The 21,833-nt window shown below is 67.8% G+C and carries 15 protein-coding genes; 6 read left to right on the top strand and 9 right to left on the bottom strand.

All coding sequences use genetic code 11. From position 1 onward, the window contains the following. Positions 1-177 precede the first annotated feature (177 nt). From infB to rimP, 4 genes are read right to left on the bottom strand one after another with little or no spacing between them, the layout of a single operon-like run. Positions 178-3,081 carry a translation initiation factor IF-2 gene (gene infB / locus S2M10_RS14405; protein WP_168846680.1) on the bottom strand — a complete coding sequence of 968 codons (2,904 nt, stop codon included), beginning with the start codon at positions 3,079-3,081 and terminating at the stop codon, positions 178-180. Positions 3,082-3,085: 4 nt separating this feature from the next. Then, positions 3,086-3,790: a DUF448 domain-containing protein gene (locus S2M10_RS14410; protein WP_168846681.1), complete on the bottom strand. Its 705-nt coding sequence runs from the start codon at positions 3,788-3,790 to the stop codon at positions 3,086-3,088. 57 nt (positions 3,791-3,847) lie between these two features. Then, positions 3,848-5,467, bottom strand: coding sequence for a transcription termination factor NusA (nusA, locus tag S2M10_RS14415; protein WP_168846682.1), 1,620 nt, complete (start codon positions 5,465-5,467; stop codon positions 3,848-3,850). Positions 5,468-5,473: 6 nt separating this feature from the next. After that, complete coding sequence (rimP, locus tag S2M10_RS14420; RefSeq protein ID WP_168846683.1) at positions 5,474-6,022, bottom strand: ribosome maturation protein RimP; 549 nt, start codon at positions 6,020-6,022, stop codon at positions 5,474-5,476. A 224-nt stretch (positions 6,023-6,246) separates the two neighbouring features. Here rimP and S2M10_RS14425 point away from each other — a divergent pair, with 224 nt between their 5' ends. After that, complete coding sequence (locus S2M10_RS14425; RefSeq protein WP_168846684.1) at positions 6,247-7,527, top strand: PQQ-dependent sugar dehydrogenase; 1,281 nt, start codon at positions 6,247-6,249, stop codon at positions 7,525-7,527. Between the two features lie 155 nt (positions 7,528-7,682). On the opposite strand, the gene S2M10_RS14430 is transcribed toward S2M10_RS14425, so the two are convergent. Beyond that, entirely contained in the window at positions 7,683-8,060 is a 378-nt protein-coding gene (locus S2M10_RS14430) for a PaaI family thioesterase (RefSeq protein WP_168846685.1), read from the bottom strand. Continuing rightward, positions 8,057-8,509 (bottom strand): PaaI family thioesterase, encoded by a 453-nt coding sequence (locus S2M10_RS14435; protein WP_168846686.1) that lies wholly within the window; start codon positions 8,507-8,509, stop codon positions 8,057-8,059. The genes S2M10_RS14430 and S2M10_RS14435 overlap by 4 nt, the downstream gene beginning before the upstream one ends. 78 nt (positions 8,510-8,587) lie before the next feature. Here S2M10_RS14435 and S2M10_RS14440 point away from each other — a divergent pair, with 78 nt between their 5' ends. The 4 genes from S2M10_RS14440 (at position 8,588) to S2M10_RS14455 (ending at position 12,263) form a co-directional block, all read left to right on the top strand. Continuing rightward, positions 8,588-9,364 carry a crotonase/enoyl-CoA hydratase family protein gene (locus S2M10_RS14440; protein ID WP_168846687.1) on the top strand — a complete coding sequence of 259 codons (777 nt, stop codon included), beginning with the start codon at positions 8,588-8,590 and terminating at the stop codon, positions 9,362-9,364. 64 nt (positions 9,365-9,428) lie between these two features. Then, complete coding sequence (locus S2M10_RS14445) at positions 9,429-10,622, top strand: acetyl-CoA C-acyltransferase (protein ID WP_168846688.1); 1,194 nt, start codon at positions 9,429-9,431, stop codon at positions 10,620-10,622. A gap of 107 nt (positions 10,623-10,729) precedes the next feature. Further along, the gene (gene aroC, locus S2M10_RS14450) at positions 10,730-11,800 is read left to right on the top strand and encodes a chorismate synthase (RefSeq protein WP_168846689.1); all 1,071 of its coding nucleotides are present in this window, start codon (positions 10,730-10,732) and stop codon (positions 11,798-11,800) included. Between the two features lie 124 nt (positions 11,801-11,924). Next, the gene (locus tag S2M10_RS14455) at positions 11,925-12,263 is read left to right on the top strand and encodes a hypothetical protein (protein ID WP_168846690.1); all 339 of its coding nucleotides are present in this window, start codon (positions 11,925-11,927) and stop codon (positions 12,261-12,263) included. 95 nt (positions 12,264-12,358) lie between these two features. On the opposite strand, the gene S2M10_RS14460 is transcribed toward S2M10_RS14455, so the two are convergent. After that, positions 12,359-13,648 (bottom strand): adenylosuccinate synthase, encoded by a 1,290-nt coding sequence (locus S2M10_RS14460; protein ID WP_168846691.1) that lies wholly within the window; start codon positions 13,646-13,648, stop codon positions 12,359-12,361. Positions 13,649-13,790: 142 nt separating this feature from the next. Then, entirely contained in the window at positions 13,791-17,153 is a 3,363-nt protein-coding gene (locus S2M10_RS14465; RefSeq protein ID WP_247650819.1) for a PAS domain-containing protein, read from the bottom strand. A 124-nt stretch (positions 17,154-17,277) separates the two neighbouring features. Between S2M10_RS14465 and S2M10_RS14470 the strand changes: the two genes are divergently transcribed. Next, positions 17,278-18,285 (top strand): fumarylacetoacetate hydrolase family protein, encoded by a 1,008-nt coding sequence (locus S2M10_RS14470; RefSeq protein WP_168846692.1) that lies wholly within the window; start codon positions 17,278-17,280, stop codon positions 18,283-18,285. 42 nt (positions 18,286-18,327) lie between these two features. Here S2M10_RS14470 and S2M10_RS14475 read toward each other — a convergent pair whose 3' ends face one another. Then, positions 18,328-21,828: an error-prone DNA polymerase gene (locus tag S2M10_RS14475; protein ID WP_168846693.1), complete on the bottom strand. Its 3,501-nt coding sequence runs from the start codon at positions 21,826-21,828 to the stop codon at positions 18,328-18,330. Between the last annotated feature and the right edge of the window lie 5 nt (positions 21,829-21,833).

The raw sequence follows: 21,833 nt of genomic DNA on the forward strand, positions 1-21,833 counted from the left end.
TCGCCACCAATCCGAGCAACGCGACGATGAACGTCGCGAAACCCAGAACCAGACCTGCAACTGCTTCTATTGGCACATGAACCACCTCCTTTTCGGCCGCAGGTGCAGCCGAAAAGGAAGCGTATCACAGGCGAAGCTGCCGAGGAACAAAAGGTGTCCATCGGCGGCCCTGCCCGATTACAGCGTACGTTCGCGCAGCTCGACTTCGTAGGTTTCGAGATAGTCGCCGGCCTTGATGTCCACGAAGTTCTGCGTGAACGTCACACCGCATTCGAGACCTGCGCGCACTTCGGCGACATCGTCCTTGAACCTACGCAGCGAGGCGATCTCGCCGGTGTAGATGATGACGTCGTTGCGCGTGATGCGTGCCTTGAGTGCCTTGCGGATGAAGCCGTCGACGACCAGCAGACCAGCCGCCTTGCCGTGCTTGCCTGCCGAGAAGACTTCCTTGATCTCGGCGCGGCCGACGACCGTTTCGAAGGCTTCCGGACCCAGCTCGCCCGCCATGCCGGCGCGGATCTCGTCGGTCAGGTCATAGATGACGTCGTAATACTTCAGCGCCACCTTGTTCCGCTCGGCGATCTCGCGGGCCTTGGCATTTGCACGGACGTTGAAGCCGATGATCGGCGCGCCGCTGGCGGCTGCCAGCGACACGTCGCTTTCGGTGATGCCGCCCACGCCCGAGTGCAGGATGCGCACGCGGATGTCGTCGTTGCCGAGCTTGCTGAGCGCACCCACGATCGCCTCGGTCGAGCCTTGCGTGTCGGCCTTGACCACCACCGGATACTCGATCGCCTGCTTGTCCTTGAGCGCGGAGAACATGCTCTCGAGGCTCGCCGGCGCCTGCGTCGTGCGCTTCTGGAGCAGCACGCCCTGGCGATATTCGGCGACCTCGCGGGCACGCGCCTCGCTCTCGACCACCTGCATCGGATCACCGGCCGACGGCACGCCCGAGATGCCGAGCACCTCGACCGGCATCGCCGGGCCCGCTTCCTTGATCTGGCGACCCTTGTCGTCGATCATCGCACGGACCTTGCCGCTCTCCGCGCCGACGACGAACACGTCGCCCACGCGCAGCGTGCCGCGGTTGACCAGGATCGTCGCGACCGGGCCGCGGCCCTTGTCCAGCTTCGCCTCGATCACGGTGCCCTCGGCCTCGCGATCGGGGTTGGCGCGCAGTTCGAGCAGTTCGGCCTGGAGCTGGATCTTCTCGATCAGTTCATCGAGGCCGATCTTCTTCAGCGCCGAGACTTCGACATTCTGGACGTCGCCGCCCATTTCTTCGACGATCACCTCATGCTCGAGCAGACGCTCGCGCACGCGCTGCGGGTTGGCGCTGTCGAGGTCGACCTTGTTGATCGCCACAATCATCGGCACGCCGGCCGCCTTGGTGTGATTGATAGCCTCGATCGTCTGCGGCATCAGCCCGTCGTTCGCGGCCACCACCAGCACCACGATGTCGGTGACATTGGCACCGCGCGCGCGCATGTCGCTGAACGCTTCGTGGCCCGGCGTGTCGAGGAAGGTGATCTTCGACTTGTCCTTGAGCGTCACCTGATAGGCGCCGATATGCTGGGTGATGCCGCCGGCTTCGCCGCGCACCACATCGGTACCGCGCAGCGCGTCGAGCAGCGAGGTCTTGCCGTGATCGACGTGACCCATGATCGTGACGACCGGCGGACGCGGCTGCAGCTTGTCCTCGGGATCGAGTTCGGTATCGATCTGGAGATCGATGTCGCTCTCGCTGACGCGCTGCACGTTATGGCCGAAATCGGTGACGAGCAGTTCGGCGGTATCCTGGTCGATCGACTGATTGACCGTGACCATCATGCCCATCTTGAACAGGGCCTTCACCAGATCCGCGCCCTTTTCGGCCATGCGGTTGGCGAGTTCCTGCACGGTGATCGCCTCGGGCACCACCACGTCGCGGACCTGCTTGACCTGCGGCTCGCGCGGGCCGCCATAGGAGCGGCGATGCTCCTTCTCACGGGCGCGCTTCAGCGCCGCGAGGCTGCGGGCACGCGCGCCGTCGTCGCCGCCGAGCGCACGCGTGACGGTGAGCTTGCCCGACTGGCGGCGATCGTCGCCCTTGCGGTCGCGCGACGGCTTGGCCGGATCGGCACCCGGGCGACGCGGCGCGGCGCCGGGACCCGAGGGCGCAGGACGCGCGGCACCGGCGCCCGCAGGGGCACGCTGCTGCGTCTGGTTCTGCGCGGGCTGCTGCTGCGTCTGCTGGGCCGCGGCAGGGGCTGCCTGCTGCGGCTCTGGCTTGGGCTGCGGCTTCGGAATTTCCGGACGCACGACCGGCGTGAAGCGACGCGGCGCGGGCAGCGACGCATCGAGCTGCAACGTGATCGGGCCCTGCGGCACCGGACGACGCGGCGGCTGTGCCGGTGCGGCGGGCTTGGCGGCGGCCTGCGGCTGGGCAGGCTTGGGCGCCGCCGGCTGCGGGGCAGCGGCCTGCGGTGCCGCGGGAGCGGGCGCGGGTGCCGGCGCAGGAGTCGGCTCCGGCGTCGGAGCGGGCGCAGCGGCCGGAGCCTCCACTACCACTTCCGGCTTCGGTTCCGGGGCGGGCGCTGGAGCTGGCGTCGGCTCGGGCGCCGCGGCTTCCACCGGGGCGGCAGCCGCCTCGGTCTGGGCACGCGTACGCTCTTCGGCGCGGCGGCGCTCTTCTTCCTGTGCCTCGGCACGGAGGCGCTCGTCGCGACGACGCGCTTCCTCCAGCGCCTGCATGCGCTGTTCCTCGGCCTCGCGGAGCAGCTTGGCCTGGCGCTCCTGCGGCGAGAGATTGTCCATCGGCCGGCGCGGCGGCTGGGCAGCCGGGCGGGGCGCCTGCTGCGGGGCAGCGGCGCGGGGAGCCTGAGCAGCCGGAGCCTCGGGCGCAGCGGCAGGGGCCGGCGTCGACTCGTCGATCGGCGCACCCTGCGGGCCGAGAACACGGCGACGCTTGACCTCCACGACCACGGTGTTGGAACGGCCATGGCTGAAGCTCTGCTTCACCTTGCCGGTTTCCACCGTGCGCTTCAGACCCAGCGGTGCGCGCATGCCCAGTTTCGGCTTGTCGTTTTCGGTGTCGCTCATGCGGCTACTCAAGTTCCTCGATAATGTTCGTCGTCAATGGCACGGCGGACGGCAAAGCCGATGCGCCTTGCGATTCGGAATCGCAAGACACGGGATCAGGTTCGGGTCCGATAAAGTGCAGCCAGCGATCGAGCGCTTCGCTCGTCCGTTGCGCCGCCCGGGCGTCGATAAATCCGGCGTGTACCACATTTTCGCGGCCTAACGCCAAGGACAATATGGTGCGCGAGACCGGCAATGTTAAGCCCTTCAGGGCAGAACCTTCCCGATCCGAGCCAACCCGCCACGCCTGCGCCAGTTTGCGGCTGCCGTCGTCGCGGGCGTCGGATGCGTGCAGCAGCAGATGAAGTCGGCCGCTGCGCGCGGCCTTTTCGATCCGCTCGGCACCGATCACCACATAGCCCGCCTTCGCCTCCAGTCCCAGCCGGTCGAGCGCGGCGCGCTGCAGCTGGGCGGCGATCCGGTCCTCCAGATCGTCGGGAATGCGCAGGTCGCCGGTGCGGAAGCTGCGAGAGAGGGCGCCCTTCAGCCTGCCCTTGTCGCGCGACGCCGCCAGCCCCGCCTTGTCGACGGAGATCCAGGCGCCGCGGCCGGGGGCCTTGGCACGAATGTCGGGCAGCACCTCGCCCTCGGGCGAAAGCACGAGTCGGATCAGCCCTTCCCGCGGCGATTCCTCGCGCGACAGGATGCAGGTGCGAACCGCGTCGGTCATCGTCCCCTCCCGTTGCCTAGAGGGGGGACGACCAATGCCAATGTCAGTCGGCGCGTATCATTGTTCGGAGTCCGCAATTGCGTCCTCCTCGCCTGCCTGCGCAGGTTCTTCATCGGCGAACCAATGGGCGCGGGCCGCCATGATGATCTCGTTGCCCTGTTCGTCGCTCAGGCCATATTCCGCCAGGATGCCGCCCTTGGGCTCCTTGCGGGGGGTATCGTCGCCGCGGCGACGCGGTTCGGCGCGCTTCTTCTCGACCAGCTCGTCGGTCGCCAGATCGGCGAGGTCGTCGAGCGTCTTGATGCCCGCCTTGCCGAGCGTGACCAGCATCGCTTCGGTGAGGTACGGCATGGTGGTCAGGTCGTCCTCGACGCCGAGCGCGCGGCGCTCCTCGCGATTGGCTTCCTCGCGGCGCTCCAGCGCTTCCTGGGCGCGATTCTGCAGCTCCTGCGCCAGGTCCTCGTCGAAGCCCTCGATCGTCGCCAGTTCCTCGATCTCGACATAGGCGACTTCTTCCAGCGCGCCGAAGCCTTCGGCGACCAGCAGCTGGGCCAGCGTCTCGTCGACGTCGAGCTCGTTCTGGAACATCTCCGAACGCTCGACGAATTCCTTCTGGCGCTTCTCGCTCGCATCCGCCTCGGTGAGGATGTCGATCGCCTTGCCGGTCAGCTGCGAGGCCAGGCGCACATTCTGGCCGCGACGGCCGATGGCGAGGCTGAGCTGATCGTCGGGGACGACCACTTCGATGCGATCCTCTTCCTCGTCGATCACGACGCGGCTGACATTCGCCGGCTGGAGCGCGTTGACGACGAAGGTTGCCGTGTCCGGCGACCAGGGGATGATGTCGATCTTCTCGCCCTGCATTTCCTGCACGACGGCCTGCACGCGGCTGCCCTTCATGCCGACGCAGGCGCCGACCGGATCGATCGAGCCGTCATGGCTGATCACGCCGATCTTGGCGCGGCTGCCCGGATCGCGGGCGGCAGCCTTGATCTCGATAATGCCGTCGTAGATTTCGGGCACTTCCTGCGCGAACAGCTTCTTCATGAACTCGGGGTGGGCCCGGCTCAGGAAGATCTGCGGCCCGCGATTTTCGCGGCGGACGTTGAGCACCACCGAGCGGACACGATCGCCGACGCGCACCACTTCGCGCGGGATCTGCTGGTCGCGGCGGATCACGCCTTCGGCGCGGCCGAGGTCGACGACGACATGGCCGAACTCGACGCGCTTCACCACGCCGGTGATGATCTCGTTCACCCGGTCCTTGAACTCGTCATACTGGCGCTCGCGCTCGGCGTCGCGGACCTTCTGGAAGATGATCTGCTTGGACGCCTGCGCCTGGATGCGGCCGAACTCGATCGGGGGCAGCGGATCGACGATGAAGTCGCCGACCTTCGCACCCTTCTGGAGCTTCTCGGCGCCCTTCAGGTCGACCTGCTTGAAATAGTCGTCGACCTGCTCGACCACTTCGACGACGCGCCACAGGCGGAGGTCACCCGAAACCGGATCTAGCTTCGCGCGGATGTCGTTCTCGACGCCGTAGCGGTTCTTCGCGGCGCGCTGGATCGCGTCTTCCATCGCCTCGATGACGATGGCCTTGTCGATCAGCTTTTCCTTCGCGACCGAATCGGCGATCGCGAGCAGCTCGGCCTTGTTGGCAGAAATGGCGGTGGCCATCCGGGCTTATCCTTCTACTTCGATAATCTTGTCGGCGCCCTCGGCAGAGAGCGGCGCGGTGGCGGCGATCAGCCGGTCGGTCATCGTCAGCTTGGCATCCTCAACGCCCGCGAACGGCAGCACATGCTGCGTCTCATCCTGCGTCACGATCGTGATGGTGCCCGCGTCCTTGTCGATGCCGGCGAGGTCGCCCTTGAACTGCTTGCGCCCGTCCAGCTTCTCGGCGAGCGTGATGCGGGCCTCGTGGCCCTGCCAGTCGGCAAAATCCTGCAGCCGGGTGAGCGGCCGGTCGATGCCCGGCGAGCTGACTTCCAGCCGATAGGCATGGTCGATCGGATCGCGGCCCTCGGCCTCCAGCCGGTCGAGCAGGTCCGAGACTCGGCGCGACAGATCGGCGCAATCGTCGATCGTCAGCTGGCGCGTATCCGGGCGCTCGGCCATGATCTGCAGCGTGGGATCGCTCTGGCCGCCGAACAGCTTCACGCGCACCAGGGCAAAGCCCAGCGTCTGCGCTTCGGTTTCGATCATCTTGGCCAGTTCGGCGAGATTCGCCACACATGTCTCCGGTTGTAATCAAGCAGCTTCGGCGCCGGAGCCTGGTGGCCCCGACCTCGATCATGTTTGACGATGTCCGAGAAAGCATCCGCGATATACGCAATCGTGTACCGCGGAGCAAGGGGGAGGCCAGGGGCCTTGCATCTTTTCGGGCAGGAAAGGCGTTGCAACGCGTTGCAAAACCGGCTGGGTTCTCAGCCGAACCATCGCCGGAGAGGATTCCCATGCCCCGTTCGCTGCTGCTGATACCCATGTTGTTCGCCGCTGCCTGCTCGTCGCCGGGCTCCAATGCCCAGCAGCCGGCAGGCACCGCGGGCACGCCGACACCGTTGCCGGTACCCAGCGGCACCCCCGCGCCGCTGCCCGCAGACGTGCCCTTCACCGCGACGCGCGTCGCCGAGTTCGACTCGCCCTTCGCGCTCGCGTTCCTCCCCGACGGCGCGGCGCTGGTCACCGAAAAGGGCGGGCAGCTGCAGCTCTGGGAGGTCAACCAGAAGGTCCAGGCGGTAACCGGCGTGCCAAAGGTCGCTACCGTGAACCAGGGCGGCCTGCTCGACGTGGCGCCGGCGCCGGACTTCGCCAGCAGCGACATGATCTACTTCACCTATTCCGAGCCCCGCGCCAACGGCAGCGCGCTGGCACTCGCGCGCGCCAAGCTCACCCGCGGCAAGGCGATGGCGCCGCGACTCGACAATGTGGAGGTGCTGTTCCGCAGCGGCGCGGACGGCGATGGCGGACAGTTCGGCGCGGTGATCGCCTTTGCGCCCGATAGCAAGTCGCTGTTCCTGTCCTCGGGCGAGCGCCAGCGTTTCACCCCCGCGCAGGATCCCAACCAGGCGATCGGCAAGATCCTGCACCTGACGCTCGACGGCAAGCCGGCCTCGGACAATCCGGATGCGGGCAAGGTCGGCGCGACCAGCGTGCAGGTCATCGATCCGCCTGCGGATACCGAAGCCGCCAAGACCGCCAAGGGCCGCCCCTTTGCGTTCGACGGCCCCAACCCCGCACCCGCCGCGATCTGGAGCAGCGGCCATCGCAATCCCTATGGCCTCGCCTTCGACGCATCCGGCAATCTCTGGGAGCACGAAATGGGCCCGCAGGGCGGCGACGAGCTCAACCTGATCGTCAAGGGCCGCAACTATGGCTGGCCCAATGTGTCGTTCGGCGAGAATTACAACAACAAGCCGATTCCCAAGCCCAAGGCCGGCGACGGCTATGAGCTGCCCAAGCTCCATTGGGTGCCGTCGATCTCGCCCTCGGGGCTGATCTATTACAGCGGCAGCGAGTTCCCGCAGTGGAAGGGCTCGCTGCTGATGGGTGCGATGTCCGGCCAGGCACTGCTCCGCATCGCGCTCGACGGCACCAATGCCCGCAAGGCCGATCAGTGGAACCTCGACATGCGCATCCGCGACGTGGCGCAGGGTCCCGACGGCTCGCTGTGGCTGCTGCAGGACGGCGCCAAGGGCGATGGCGGCTGGCTGATGCGGGTGAGCCCGAAGAAGTGAGGGATTGGGGAGGTGCACGCCTCCCCAACATCCTTCGTCATTCCCGCGAAGGCGGGGATCCATTGCCGCAGGTGGATAGGCTCGTCCCGAGGCGCACAGGCTAATGGATTCCCGCCTTCGCGGGAATGACGGTGGGGTGTGGAGGGAACACTCCCCTATCTGACGATCAGGAAGTTCATCCGCGCTGCGGCGATCGGCCGGTCTTCCTCGTCCTGCCACGCCACGGCGCTGACATTCGCCACGCGGTTGCCCAGCCGCGTCACCGTGCCCTTGGCGCGCGTCTCCTTCTCGCGCCCGCCGCGCATATAGTCCACCGTGACGCTGACCGGCTTCATCTGCGCCGCGCCTTCGGCTTCGAGCGCCTGAAGCAGGGCGCCGACCGCCGCCATTTCGAGCAGTCCACCGATCGCGCCGCCATGCAGAAAGCCCGGCCGGCCGACCACGTCTCCGGCGAAAGGCATCACCAGCACCGGCGCATCGGCGCCCGGCTCGACGGTGAGTCCCAGCAGCTCGGCATAGGGAGGCAGTTTCACCGGTATCCCTCCGCCGCCATGAAGGTGCCCGCGACATGCGCGATCGGATCCGCGGGATCGCCGTCATGCGCCTGTCCGCGCACGAACGCGATCGACCGCGTCAGCCGATAGCATTCGGCGCGCCCGATCACCGTCTGTCGCGCGCGCGCCGGGCGCAGATAATCGATCCGCAGGTCGAGCGTGGCGTGCGGCAGGAACCTGCCCACCTTCAGCCACACCGCGACGCTGCTCGCCATGTCCATCAGCGCCAGGATTGGCCCCGAGGCGAGCACGCCGGTCTCCTCCTGCCCCACCAGATCCGCGCGCCAAGGCAGCTCCAGCTCGGACCAATCCTCGCCGTGATCGCGATGAGCGACGCCCAGGCGGCTGCCATGGTTGGGAAAGCGGAGCGCAAAGAACATGCGCGGATCGAACCGGGGCGCCGCCGCGGGATCGCTGGACTGGGACATACCCACTTTTCTAGCGCCACCGTCTTGCCCGCGCAAATGCTTCGCCGCACATTGGCAGAGAATGAGAGAGGATGCGGAATGAGCGAGCGCGTGACGTGGACGATCGAGCAGGGCGTGGCCGATGTGCGGCTCTCCCGGCCGGACAAGATGAACGCGCTCGATCCCGCCATGATCGAAGGGCTGTTGGCGGCGATCGACACGCTCGGCCAGTCCGCAGGGCTGCGCGCCGTGGTGCTTTCCGGCGAAGGTCGCGCCTTCTGCGCCGGGCTCGACATGGCGAGCATGGCGGGCGTCGGCGCGGGGGTCGACATCGCGGCGCGGACGCATGGGCTCGCCAACAGCTTCCAGCAGGTCGCCTGGGGCTGGCGAACGCTGCCGGTGCCGGTGATCGCCGCCGTCCACGGCGTGGCCTTTGGGGGCGGGCTGCAGATCGCCAGCGGCGCCGATGTGCGGATCGCCGCGCCCGCCACGCGACTTTCGGTAATGGAGCTCAAATGGGGCATCGTCCCCGACATGGCCGGCTTCGTCCTCTGGCGCGGCACGGTGCGTGACGACGTGCTGCGTGAGCTTACCTACACCGCCCGCGAGTTCGACGCGGCGGAGGCGCAAGGCTTGGGCTTCGTCACCCGGCTGGCCGACGATCCCCATGCGGAGGCGATGGCGCTCGCGCATGCCATCGCCGGTCGCAACCCCGACGCGATCCGCGCCGCAAAGCGCCTCGCCAGCCATGAAGGCGATGCCGCCGCGGTGCTGCTGGCCGAGAGCGTCGAGCAAGCCGCACTGCTCCGCTCGCCCAACCAGATCGAGGCGGTGATGGCCAACATGCAGAAGCGCGCGCCCCAGTTCCGCGACTGAGGCGGTTGCATTCCGCTCCCCGATGGCGGAAGCGTACCCGAAACTCGAAACACGAGAGGGTGCCATGCGCGAAGCCGCGATCGTCTCCACCGCCCGCACCGGCATCGGCAAGGCGGGCCGGGGCTATTTCAACGATACCGAAGCGCCGGTGCTCGCCGCGCATGTCATGAACGCGGCGATCGAGCGCGCCGGCATCGATCCCGTGCGGATCGACGACGTGTTCTACGGCATGGGCAACCAATGGGGCACGCAAGGCGCCAACATGGCGCGCATGGCGCTGTTCGCGGCGGGTATCCCGCACAGCGTACCGGCGTTCAGCCTCGACCGGAAATGCGGATCGGGCCTCACTGCCATCGCGCTCGCCGCCCGTTCGATCATGACCGACGAGATCGACGTTGCGCTCGCCGGCGGGATGGAGTCGATCAGCCTGACCATGGCCAATGCGACCCGCTACGCCAATCGCTCGGTCGCCGAGCAGGTGCCGGCTGCCTATATCCCGATGATCGAGACCGCGGAGATCGTCGCGGATCGCTATGGCATTTCGCGCGAGGCGCAGGACGCTTTTGCCGCCGCCAGCCAGCGACGCGCGGCCGAGGCGCTTGCCCGCGGGGCGTTCGCGGAGGAGATCGCGCCGATCACCGTCACCAAGGCAGTGTTCGACAAGGCGGGAACCCGTAGCGGCGACGAGACGGTGACGGTCACCCAGGATGAGGGCATCCGGCCGGGCACGACCGCCGAGGTGCTCGCCGGCCTCAAGCCGGTGTGGAAGGACGGCGCCTTCGTCGCCGAGGGCCGCCATGTCACCGCCGGCAATGCCAGCCAGCTCTCCGACGGCGCCGCCGCGCAGATCCTGATGGACCGCAAGACCGCCGAGGCGGAGGGTCGCCCGATTCTCGGTATCTATCGCGGCTTTCAGGTGGCGGGCTGCGAGCCGGACGAAATGGGCATCGGCCCGATCTTCGCCGTGCCCAAGCTGCTCGCCCGGGCCGGGTTGAAGGTCGAGGATATCGACCTTTGGGAGATAAACGAGGCCTTCGCCAGTCAGTGCCTCTACTGCCGAGACACGCTGGGCATCGATCCCGAGAAACTCAACGTCAGCGGCGGCGCGATCGCGATCGGCCATCCCTTCGGCATGACCGGCAGCCGGCTGGTCGGCCATGCGCTGATCGAGGGGCGGCGGCGTGGGGCGCGGTTTGTCGTCGTGTCGATGTGTACCGCCGGCGGTATGGGCGCGGCGGGACTCTTCGAGATTCCCTGAGAGCCGGCAGCCGCCGGCGCCGACCACAAAAACCCGAACGGGTTGCAGCGCCGCGCGACACCTGCGAAACGGCCGGCGGTTTTGATCCAGACGGAGGGCGTGCGCCGGTGTCGTTCAACAGCTTCGGTCGCGTGTTCCGCTTCACCACCTGGGGCGAGAGCCATGGCCCCGCGCTCGGCGCGGTGGTCGATGGCTGCCCGCCGGGGCTGACGCTGAGCGAAGCCGACATCCAGCCCTTCCTCGATCGCCGCCGCCCGGGCCAGTCGCGCTTCACCACCCAGCGGCAGGAGCCGGACCAGGTCCGCATCCTCTCCGGCGTGTTCGAGGGGCGCACGACGGGTACGCCGATCGCGCTGCACATCGACAATGTCGATCAGCGCTCCAAGGATTATTCGGACGTCGCCAAGTCCTATCGTCCCGGCCATGCCGATTACGCGTACGACCAGAAATACGGCTTCCGCGACTATCGCGGCGGCGGCCGCTCCTCGGCGCGCGAGACGGCGGCGCGGGTGGCGGCGGGTGCGGTCGCCCGGGCCGTGATCCCGGAGGTGACGATCACCGCCTGGGTCGAGGCGATCGGTGGCGACACGATCGACTATGCCAGGTTCGACGCGGCCGAAATCGGCAACAATCCTTTCTTCTGCCCCGACCCGGACGCGGCCGCGCGCTGGGAGACGCTGGTTGACGCCGCGCGCAAGGACGGTTCCTCGCTCGGCGCGGTCGTCGCCTGCGAAGCGACCGGCGTGCCTGCCGGCTGGGGGGCGCCGCTCTACGCCAAGCTCGACAGCGAACTGGCGGCGGCGTGCATGTCGATCAACGCAGTGAAGGGCTTCGAGATCGGCGACGGCTTTGCGGCCGCCGCCCTGCGCGGCGAGGAGAATGCCGACGCGATGCGCCCCACCAGCGACGGCGGCGTCGATTTCCTCGCCAATCATGCGGGCGGCATCGCGGGCGGCATCGCGACCGGCCAGCCGGTGCGGATGCGCGTCGCGTTCAAGCCGACCAGCTCGATCCTGATCCCGGTCGAGACCGTCACCCGCGACGGCGAGGCCAGCGAGATCCGCACCAAAGGGCGCCACGACCCGTGCGTGGGGATTCGCGGCGTGCCCGTCGTCGAAGCAATGGTCGCGTTGGTACTGGCCGATCAGAAATTGCTGCATCGGGCGCAAGTCGGCTGATCTTGCGCTCGACTCGGCCCTGGTCCGTTTACTTTTATCGACTAATCGAAATCAGTTGGTGAGACTTCTTGTCAGCTTGATGGTTAATCTTCCGTTGGCATGATCAACAGAAGGATGCCGAGTAATGTACATCAAGACGATTCTCGCCGCCGCCACGCTGATCGCAGCGCCGGCCGCCTTCGCGCAGCAGACCACGCCCGGCCAGACGACGCCGGGCGGCACCATGGATCAGAGCACCGTCCCCGGACAGACGAGCCCGGGCCAGACGACATCGCCGACCGATCCGTCGATGAACCCGTCCACCACCACCACGCCCGGCGGGACCACGGGTTCCGGGACGATGACGACGATGCCGGATTCGTCCACCACCACGACCACGCCGACGGATCCGAGCGCGTCCACGACCGACTCGACCATGGGTGACCAGACTGGTGACAAGCCGAAGCGCAAGCGTCCTCGTTAAGCGCCAGGCGAAGCTGAGGAACCTTTCCCCCCTTTCGGTTCCTCGCCTCGAACCGCGAACCGCCCGGCCCTCCCCCAGGGCCGGGCGTTTTTGTATCAGTCCGCAAACGGATCGCGCACGAGAATGGTGTCCTCGCGCTCGGGGCTGGTCGAGACCAGCGCCACGGGACATTGGATCAGCTCTTCGACGCGGCGAATATATTTGATCGCCTGCGCCGGCAGCTCGGCCCAGCTGCGCGCGCCGAAGGTCGATTCCGACCAGCCTTCCATCGTCTCGTACATCGGCTCCACCGCCGCCTGGTCGGGCGCGCTGGCAGGGTAATAGTCGAGCACCTCGCCGCGCAGGCGATAGCCGGTGCAGACCTGAATCTCGTCGAACCCGTCGAGCACGTCCAGCTTGGTCAGCGCGATGCCGGTGATGCCCGAGACCGCGACCGACTGGCGCAGCAGCACCGCGTCGAGCCAGCCGCAGCGGCGCTTGCGCCCGGTGACGGTGCCGAACTCATGGCCGCGCGTGCCGAGCCGCTCGCCGATCTCGTTCTCCTGCTCGCTCGGGAACGGGCCCGAGCCGACACGGGTGGTATAGGCCTTGGCGATGCCGAGCACGAAGCCGACCGCGCCCGGCCCCATGCCGCTGCCGCTCGCCGCCGTACCCGACACGGTGTTGGACGAGGTGACGAACGGATAGGTGCCATGATCGATGTCGAGCAGCACGCCCTGCGCGCCTTCGAACAGGATGCGCCGGCCGCGCGAGCGCGCCTCGTTGAGCATCTTCCACACCGGCTGGACGAAGGGCAGGACGAAGCCGGCGATGTCGCGCAGCTCGTTCAGCAGTCCCTCGCGGTCGATCGGCGGCTGGCCGAAGCCGGCGCGCAGCGCATCATGGTGCGCGGCGAGGCGATCGACCTGCGGCCCGATCGCGTCGAGATTGGCGAGATCGCACACCCGGATCGCCCGGCGGCCGACCTTGTCCTCATAGGCCGGGCCGATCCCGCGGCGGGTGGTGCCGATCTTGCCGGCGCCGCTAGCATCCTCGCGCAACGCGTCGAGATCGCGGTGGAAGGGCAGGATCAGCGGGCAGGTATCGGCGATCTTGAGCGTGTCCGGGGTCACGTCGACGCCCTGGTCGCGCAGCTTCTCCACCTCGGCCTTGAGCGCCCAGGGATCGAGCACCACGCCGTTGCCGATCACGCTCGGCGTGCCGCGGACGATGCCCGAGGGGAGCAGCGAGAGCTTGTAGACCTTGTCGCCGATCACCAGCGTGTGGCCGGCATTGTGCCCGCCCTGGAAGCGAACCACCACATCGGCGCGCTCGGCGAGCCAGTCGACGATCTTGCCCTTGCCTTCGTCACCCCATTGGGCGCCGATCACTGCCACATTTGCCATGGATACACGTCCTCCGCCTGCCGGGCGGACCCTGGCCGCCCTTCGACAGGACTCGGCGGCAGGGACTGGTCAACCGGACGCATCGCCCGAAGCCGCGGGGCGAATGGCGAACGCACGCCCGAAGGTCAAGCCTTTCCTTTCGTCAGGCGTCCAGTGCGGCCCGGATCGCGGCAGCCAGCGTCGCGATGTCGAACGGCTTGGAAAGAATGGCTTCATCGGCACCCGAAAGCGGCGCATCGGGCGCATAGCCGCTGGTGAGCAGCACCTTCAGATCCGGCATTCGCTCGCGGACCCGAGCCGCCAACTCGCGCCCGCTCATCTCGGGCATGACCACGTCGCTGAACAGCAGCGCGATCTTCTGCCCGCGCTCTAGCAGCCGCAGCGCTTCGATTCCATCCCGAGCGAACACCACGCCATAGCCGAGTTCACGCAGGGCCTCGACCGAATAGGTCCGCACGCGGTCTTCATCCTCGACGACCAGGATCACCTCGCCGGGGCGCCCGCGCGGCAGGTCGCCCTGAACACCCGCGCCGGCCGGCGTCGGCACCGCCTCCGGCTTGGCGGGCAGCAGCACGTGCACGCACGTGCCCTGGCCCGGCGTGCTCTCGATCAGGACATGGCCGCCGGACTGCCGGACAAAGCCGAACACCTGGCTCAGCCCCAGCCCGGTGCCTTTGCCGACGCCCTTGGTGGTGAAGAAGGGATCGAAGGCGCGCGCCGCGACCTCAGGCGGCATGCCGACGCCGGTGTCTCGAAGGCGGATCTCAACATAGTCGCCGGCGTCGATCTCGTAGCGTGCCGCCTGCTCGGCCCCGATCGCGACCCGGTCGGTCTCGATCGTCAGCGTGCCGCCGTCGGGCATCGCATCGCGGCCGTTGACCGCAAGGTTCAGCACGACGTTTTCGAGCTGATTGCGATCGGCGATCACCGGCTCCAGCCGCCGCGCGAACTGGGTCTCGATCACCACGCCCTCGCCAAGCGTGCGCACCAGCAGTTCGATCATCCCGGCCAGCATGTCGTTCACGTCTAGCGCGGTCGGTGCCAGCGGCTGGCGACGCGAGAAGGCAAGCAGCCGCTGCGTCAGCGCCGCAGCGCGGCTTGCCCCGTCACGCGCCGCGACCAAATAGCGGTCGATATCGGTGCGCCCCTGCGCGACGCGCCGCTCCATCAGGTCCAGCGCGCCGATCACCACCGCCAGCATGTTGTTGAAGTCATGCGCGATGCCGCCGGTCAGCTGGCCCACCGCTTCCATCTTCTGCGCTTGGCGAAGTTGCGCCTCGGCGGCCATCAGCCGCTCGGTCCGTTCGCGCACCGCGGCTTCCAGCTCCTCGCGCGAACGGGCGAGCACTTCGCGCGCATCAACGATGTCCTGAATGTCGGTGCAGGTGCCGAACCAGCGCAATATGCGGCCCTGCGCATCCCGCAGCGGTTGCGCGCGTCCCAGCGCCCAACGGTAGATGCCGCTATGGTGCCGCAGCCGATATTCGATGCGATACAACGCGCCGGTACGTACGCAATGCTCCCAGACGGCGGCGGCGCGCCGCTGGTCCCCAGGGTGCAGCACCTCGCTCCAGGCGTTCCCGTCCGTCTTGCCGCGCTCGACGCCGGTATAATCGTACCAACGGTCGTTATAATAATCGACCGCGCCTTCTGCATCGGCGGACCAGACCATGTGATCGATCGAATTGGTGATCGCGCGGAATTGCGCTTCGCTTTCGCGCAGCGCCAGCACCGCATCGGCGCGCTCCACGGCGTCCCACGTCGTTTCCACCACCGTCTCGACAAAGGCGATCTCTTCCGCCCGCCAATGGCGCGGCCCGGCGCCATTGGCGTAGAAGGTCGCGACCCACTGCCCGCCGCGCAGCAGCGGCACGCCGATCGCCGAGGGCGAAAGCTTGCTCAGCTCGGTATGGGGAAATTCGGTACTGCTATCGTCGAAGGTGACCGTGCGGCCCTGCCGGTAGCGCTCGACCAGCGGCGCAACTGCGTCCAGCCTCCACTGGCCGGAAAATATCGGCAAGCTTCCGTCGGTCCAGCAGGGGCCTAGATGGATCGTCTCGCCGGCAACACGGTAGAAGCCGACGCGCGCAAGGCCCAGCTTCGCGCCAAGCTCCGCCGCGGTACTCCCCATGATCGCATCGGGCGTTTCCAGCGTGCGCTGGCGTTCTGCAAGACCGTGGAGGAAGGACTGCGCCTCGGTTGCCGAGCGCAGATCCTCGGCGGCTTCCTGCGCGGCCTCCTCGGCCAGCTTGCGATCGGTGATGTCGAAGCTCACGCCGGGGAAGCGGATTGGGCGGCCCTGCGCATCGAAGGTGCAACGTCCCTGTGTGAGCAGCCAGCGAACCTCGCCGTCCGCACGCACCACCCGGAACTCCAGCTTCAGCGGCGCGCGCTCGGCAATGGCGCGGCGCACCTCGACGACGATGCGCGCTCGATCGTCCGGATGGATGAAGTTGAGCACCGCGTCGAAGGCGCCGCCGGTAGCAACGCGCTGCGGATCGATGCCGAACAGCGCGGCAAATCGGTCATCGCCCGTGATGCGTCCGCTTTCGGACGACCAATCCCAGGTGCCGATGCCGGTCGAGGCGTTGAGCGCAAGCTGCAGCCGCTCCTCGCTCCGGCGCAGCGCCTCCTCGACGATGGCCCGTTCGGTGATATCGGTCGCGGAAATGAAGATGCCCGTTGAAACGCCCCGCCCGTCCTTGATCGGCTGAAAGGCGAAATCGAGAACGCGCCGCTCGCGTTCGGCGTTGGGGCGACGTTGCAGCATCACGTCGCGGTTGATGGCGCGATAGGGGGTACCGCTGCGATAGACCTGATCGAGCACGTCGATATAGCCCTGCTCGACCACTTCCGGCAGCGCGTCCGCAACCGATTGCCCCACCAGCGCTTCCCGGCCGACCAGCTGCAGATAGGCGGGATTCGCCAGCACGAAGCGATGCTCCGGGCCTTCCAGCAGGGCAACAGCGCCCGGCGCCTGCTGGAAATACTCCCGCAGACGCTCCAGCTCGGCCTGCTTCGCACGTTCCGCCATCACGGTGCGCGTCGTCTCATTGCCCTGGTTGAGGATGCCGAGGACGCGCCCCTCCGCATCTCGGATGGGTGTGAAGCTGTAGTTCCACCAACTGTCGCGCGGCACGCCGTCGCGTTCGATCCGCAGCAGCTGGTCATAGACGGCGAAACCGCGACCGGTGGCGACCACCTCTTCCATCTGCGGCCCGACCACGTCCCAGATATCGGCCCAAACCTCGCTGCCTGGCCGGCCGAGCGCATGCGGATGCCGTTCGGCCGGGATCGGCGCCCATGCATCATTGTACAGCAGCCGAAACTCCGGGCCCCAATAGAGTGCTTTGGGGAAACGCGAGGCCAGCAACATGTCGACGGTGATCCGCAGCGGCTCACACCAGGTCGCCGGCGTGCCGAACGGATGGCCGGCCCAGTCGAACGCGCGGATGCGTTCGGCCATCTCACCGCCATGGTCCAGAAAACGAAGCGGGGCGGCCATGTGCAATTCGTTGATCATGGCCCGCCTCGAAGTCAATGCGACTGGGCAAAATACGTAGCAACGGGTTACGGTTCCGTGGCGAGCGAAGTTGCCCTATGGCGACCGCCGAAGGAGATGGTGTCAAATGAAACTAGCCAGCCTCAAGCAGGGCCGCGACGGCAAGCTCGTCGTCGTCTCGAACGATCTCGCCTGGTGCGCCGATGCCAGCCATATCGCGCCGACGCTGCAGGCGGCGCTCGACAATTGGGAGCGGGTGGAGGGGGACCTTCGCAACCTTGCCACCGATCTCGAGCATGAGACCATCCCAATGATGCGCTTTCACGAGCGCCAGGCGGCGGCACCCCTGCCGCGCGCCTATCAATGGGCGGACGGCTCGGCCTATGTGAACCATGTCGCGCTGGTGCGGCAGGCACGCGGCGCCGAACTGCCCGAGAGCTTCTGGCAGGATCCGCTGATGTACCAGGGCGGATCGGACGGGTTCCTGGGCCCGCGCGATTCGATCCCGCTCAAGGACGAAAGCTGGGGCTGCGACCTTGAGGCCGAAGTGGTTGTCGTGACGGGCGATGTGCCGCTCGGTGCCAGCCGCGAAGAGGCGCTGACGGCGGTGCGGCTGGTGGGCCTGACCAATGACGTGTCGCTGCGCAACCTGATCCCGGGCGAACTCGCCAAGGGCTTCGGCTTCTTCCAGTCCAAGCCGGCCAGTGCCTTCTCGCCGGTGTTCGTCACCCCCGACGCGCTGGGCGATTGGTGGCAGGACGGCAAGCTCCACCGCACGCTGATGGTCGACCTCAATGGCAAGCCCTTCGGCCGTGTAGAGGCCGGCGAGGACATGACCTTTGATTTCGGCACGCTGATCGCGCATGCGGCGAAGACGCGCGCGCTGGGTGCCGGCACGATCATCGGATCGGGCACGGTCTCCAACCGCGACGAGGATGGCGGCCCCGGCAAGCCGATCGGCGAGGGCGGCAAGGGCTATTGCTGCCTCGCCGAGGTCCGCACCGTCGAGACGATCCTGCGAGGGAGCCCCGAAACCCCCTTCCTCAAGGCCGGGGACACCATCCGCATCTGGGCGGAGGACGACAGGCACCACCCGATCTTCGGCACGATCGAGCAGACGGTGGTGGCGGGCTGATCCGCGCGGGAGCGGCGTCCAACGCGGGCGCCGTTCCCGCCATCAGTGGAAATCGTGTGACTTGATCGGGATGATATCCTCGCGCCGCGAGGGCCAGCTCTCGGGCGTGCGCTGCTTGGGATAGGCATGGGCGGGATCGGTGGCGCGGGTGACCTTGCGGTCGCGCGAATCGATTGTGCCGCCATGCGTGGCACCATCGCCGGGCATCGTCATCCGCGGCAGATCCTGCGCGCCGACGCTGCGCAGCAGGTCGGTCAGGTCGGTGATCGTCTCGGCGATCAGGTGCAGCACCTCGCCTTCGCGCTGGAGGCGTCCACGGACCGAGATCATCGGCGCGGCGAGGATGATCGGGCGGTAGAGCGCGAACCGCGCCGGCCAGACGATCGCATTGGCGATGCCGGTCTCGTCCTCCAGCGTTAGGAAGATGCTCTTGGCGCTGCCCGGCTTCTGGCGGACGAGCACGATCCCCGCCACCTCCACCCGCGCACCGTCCTTGAGCGTCTTGAGGTCGCCGCACGGGCGGATGCGCCGCGCCGCCAGCGTGCCGCGCAGGAAGTGCAGCGGGTGCGCGCGCAGGCTCAGCTGGGTGGCGCGGTAATCCTCCACCACCTCGCGGCCGGCGGTAAGCGGGGTGAGCGTGACTGCGGGCTCGGCGGCCTGGATCGGTCCTTCAATGCCGGCGAACAGCGGCAGCGGTGCCTGGTCGAGCGCCTTGATTGCCCACAGCGCCTGGCGCCGATCCTGCCCGAAGGCGCGAAAGCCATCGGCGCGCGCGAGCTTCTCCAGCGCGGCGGGGGATACGCGGGCGCGGCGCCAGACATCCTCGATCGAGGTGAAGGGCCGCTCGGCCCGGGCGGCGAGGATGGAATCGGCATCGCGCTCGGACAGCCCCTGCACGACGCGCATGCCTAGGCGAAGGGGGAGGAGCCCAAGATCCTCCCCGGCATAGCTTGCCATTCCTCCCCCTTGACGGGGGAGGATAGCGGAGCTTGGCGCTTTAGCGCCTAGCGCAGCTTGGAGAGGGTGAGCGGTTGCGCAGCAACCGCGCGATTTGCTCTGCAAATCGCCCCCCTCTCCCTCCCATCGCTGCGCGATGGGCCCCTCCCTCCCCCGCAAGGGGGGAGGGTTTGCGTGCGGCTTCCCTTCCCGGCAGGGCACCCCCAACACCCGCGTATCCCAGTCGCTATCGTTCACGCACACCGCGCGCACCTCGACCCCGTGCTCGCGCGCATCCCGCACGATCTGCGCCGGCGCATAGAACCCCATTGGCTGGGCGTTGAGCAGCGCCGCGCAGAAGATGTCCGGATGGTGGCACTTCATCCAGCTGGATGCATAGGCGATCTTGGCGAAACTGGCCGCATGGCTCTCGGGAAAGCCGTAGCTGCCGAACCCCTCGATCTGCTTGAAGGTGCGTTCGGCAAAGTCCTGCTTGTAGCCCTTCTCCAGCATCCCGCTGATCATCTTCTCGCGGAAATGGGTGACGCCGCCGGTCGACTTGAACGTCGCCATTGCACGGCGCAGCGCATCGGCCTCGGCCGGCTTGAAGCCCGCACCGACGATCGCGACCTTCATCGCCTGTTCCTGGAACAGCGGCACGCCGAAGGTCTTCTCCAGCACGTCGCGCAGTTCCTCGCTCGGATACTCGACCTGCTCCTTGCCCTCGCGCCGCCGCAGATAAGGATGGACCATGTCACCCTGGATCGGCCCGGGCCGCACGATCGCGACCTGGATGACGAGATCGTAGAACACCTTCGGCTTCAGCCGCGGCAACATCGACATCTGCGCGCGGCTCTCGATCTGGAAGGTGCCGAGCGTGTCGGCCTTCTGGATCATCGCAAAGGTGGCGGGATCGTCCTCCTGCATCGCGTCCGAGGCAAGCGTCAGCTTCACGCCCTTGTGCTGCTCGAGCAGATCGAACGCGCGCCGCATACAGCCGAGCATGCCGAGCCCGAGAATGTCGACCTTCATCAGGCCGAGCGTCTCGATATCGTCCTTCTCCCATTCGATCACCCGCCGGTCGACCATCGCAGCGGGCTCGATCGGCACGATCTCGTCCAGGTTCGCCTGGGCGAGCACGAAGCCGCCCGGATGCTGCGAGCGGTGGCGGGGCGTGCCGATCAGCTGGCGGGCAAGGTCGAGCGTCAGCGCCAGCCGCGGCTCGCTGGCGTCGAGGTTGAGCGCTGCGGCATCGGCCTCGCTCACCCCTTCGTTGGACCAGCCCCAGACCTGCCCGGCGAGCCCGGCGGTGACGTCCTCGGACAGCCCCAGCGCCTTGCCGACCTCGCGCACCGCCCCGCGCGTCCGGTAGCGACTGACCACGGCGGTGAGCGCGGCGTGGCGCGCGCCATAGGTCTCGTAGATCCACTGGATCACTTCCTCGCGCCGCTCATGCTCGAAATCGACGTCGATATCGGGGGGCTCGTTGCGGTCTTCGGAGAGGAAGCGTTCGAACAGCAGCTTGTGATAAACCGGATCGATCGAGGTGACGCCAAGCAGGAAGCAGATCAGCGAATTGGCCGCACTGCCGCGCCCCTGGCAGAGAATCTCCTGCGCGCGGGCGAAGCGGACGATCGAATGGACGGTAAGGAAATAGGGCGCGTAGCCGAACTTCTCGACCAGCCGCAGCTCCTTCTCGAGCAGCTCGGCATAGGCGGGCGGCGGCCCCTCCGGAAACTTCGCCGCGAGCGCATCGCGGGCGAGCTTGGCCAGCGCCTCCTGCGGACTGCGGCCGGACATCACCACTTCGTCCGGATAGCGATAGAGCGTGCCGAGCTCGCGCGGATTGAAGGCGCAGCGCTCGACCACCGCCTCGACTGCCCGCAGCGCCTCGGGCCAGGCAGCGAAGCGGCGTGCCATTTCGTGCGGGGGCTTGAGGTGCCGGTCGGCGCTGCGGGCGCGACGGAAGCCGAGATCGTCGACCGTGGTGGTGTGACGGATCGCGGTCATCACGTCGTGCAGCATCCGCCGGTCCGGGTGATGGTAGAGCACATCGCCGGTGGCGAGCGGAGTCAGGCCATGCGCGGCGGCCGCCTGCGCCAGCCCGTGCAGCCGCACTGCCTCCTGCGGGCGGCGATGGCGGGTGAGCGCGACATGGCCGCGATCCCCGAACACATCCGCCATCCAGCGCAATGCCGCCGGGTCCCCGCTGTCCGCCATGCCGGGCACCAGCGCGGCGACGAGGCCGTCCGCATGGCCCGCAACATCCTCCCAATGGAGGAAGCACTGCCCCTTCTCGCCATGCTGGGCGTCCGCGCGCGCCTTGCCGATGCTGAGCAGCCGGGTGAGCCGCGACCAGGCGGCGAGATCTTCGGGCCAGACCAGCACGCCGCTGCCGTCGGTCAGGTCCAGCCGGCAGCCGGTGACCAGCCGCACGCCGGTCTCCTCCGCCGCGACCAGCCCGCGGACGATTCCGCCGACGCTGTTGTGATCGGTGATGCCGAGTGCAGGCATGCCGTACGCCGCCGCGGCCTCGAACAGCTCGGAGGGTGCGGAGGCGCCGCGCAGGAAGGAATAATGGCTGGTGACCTGGAGCTCGGAATACATGGCGG

The sequence above is a fragment of the Sphingomonas sp. S2M10 genome, assembly GCF_012650175.1.
Lineage (GTDB): Bacteria > Pseudomonadota > Alphaproteobacteria > Sphingomonadales > Sphingomonadaceae > Sphingomonas.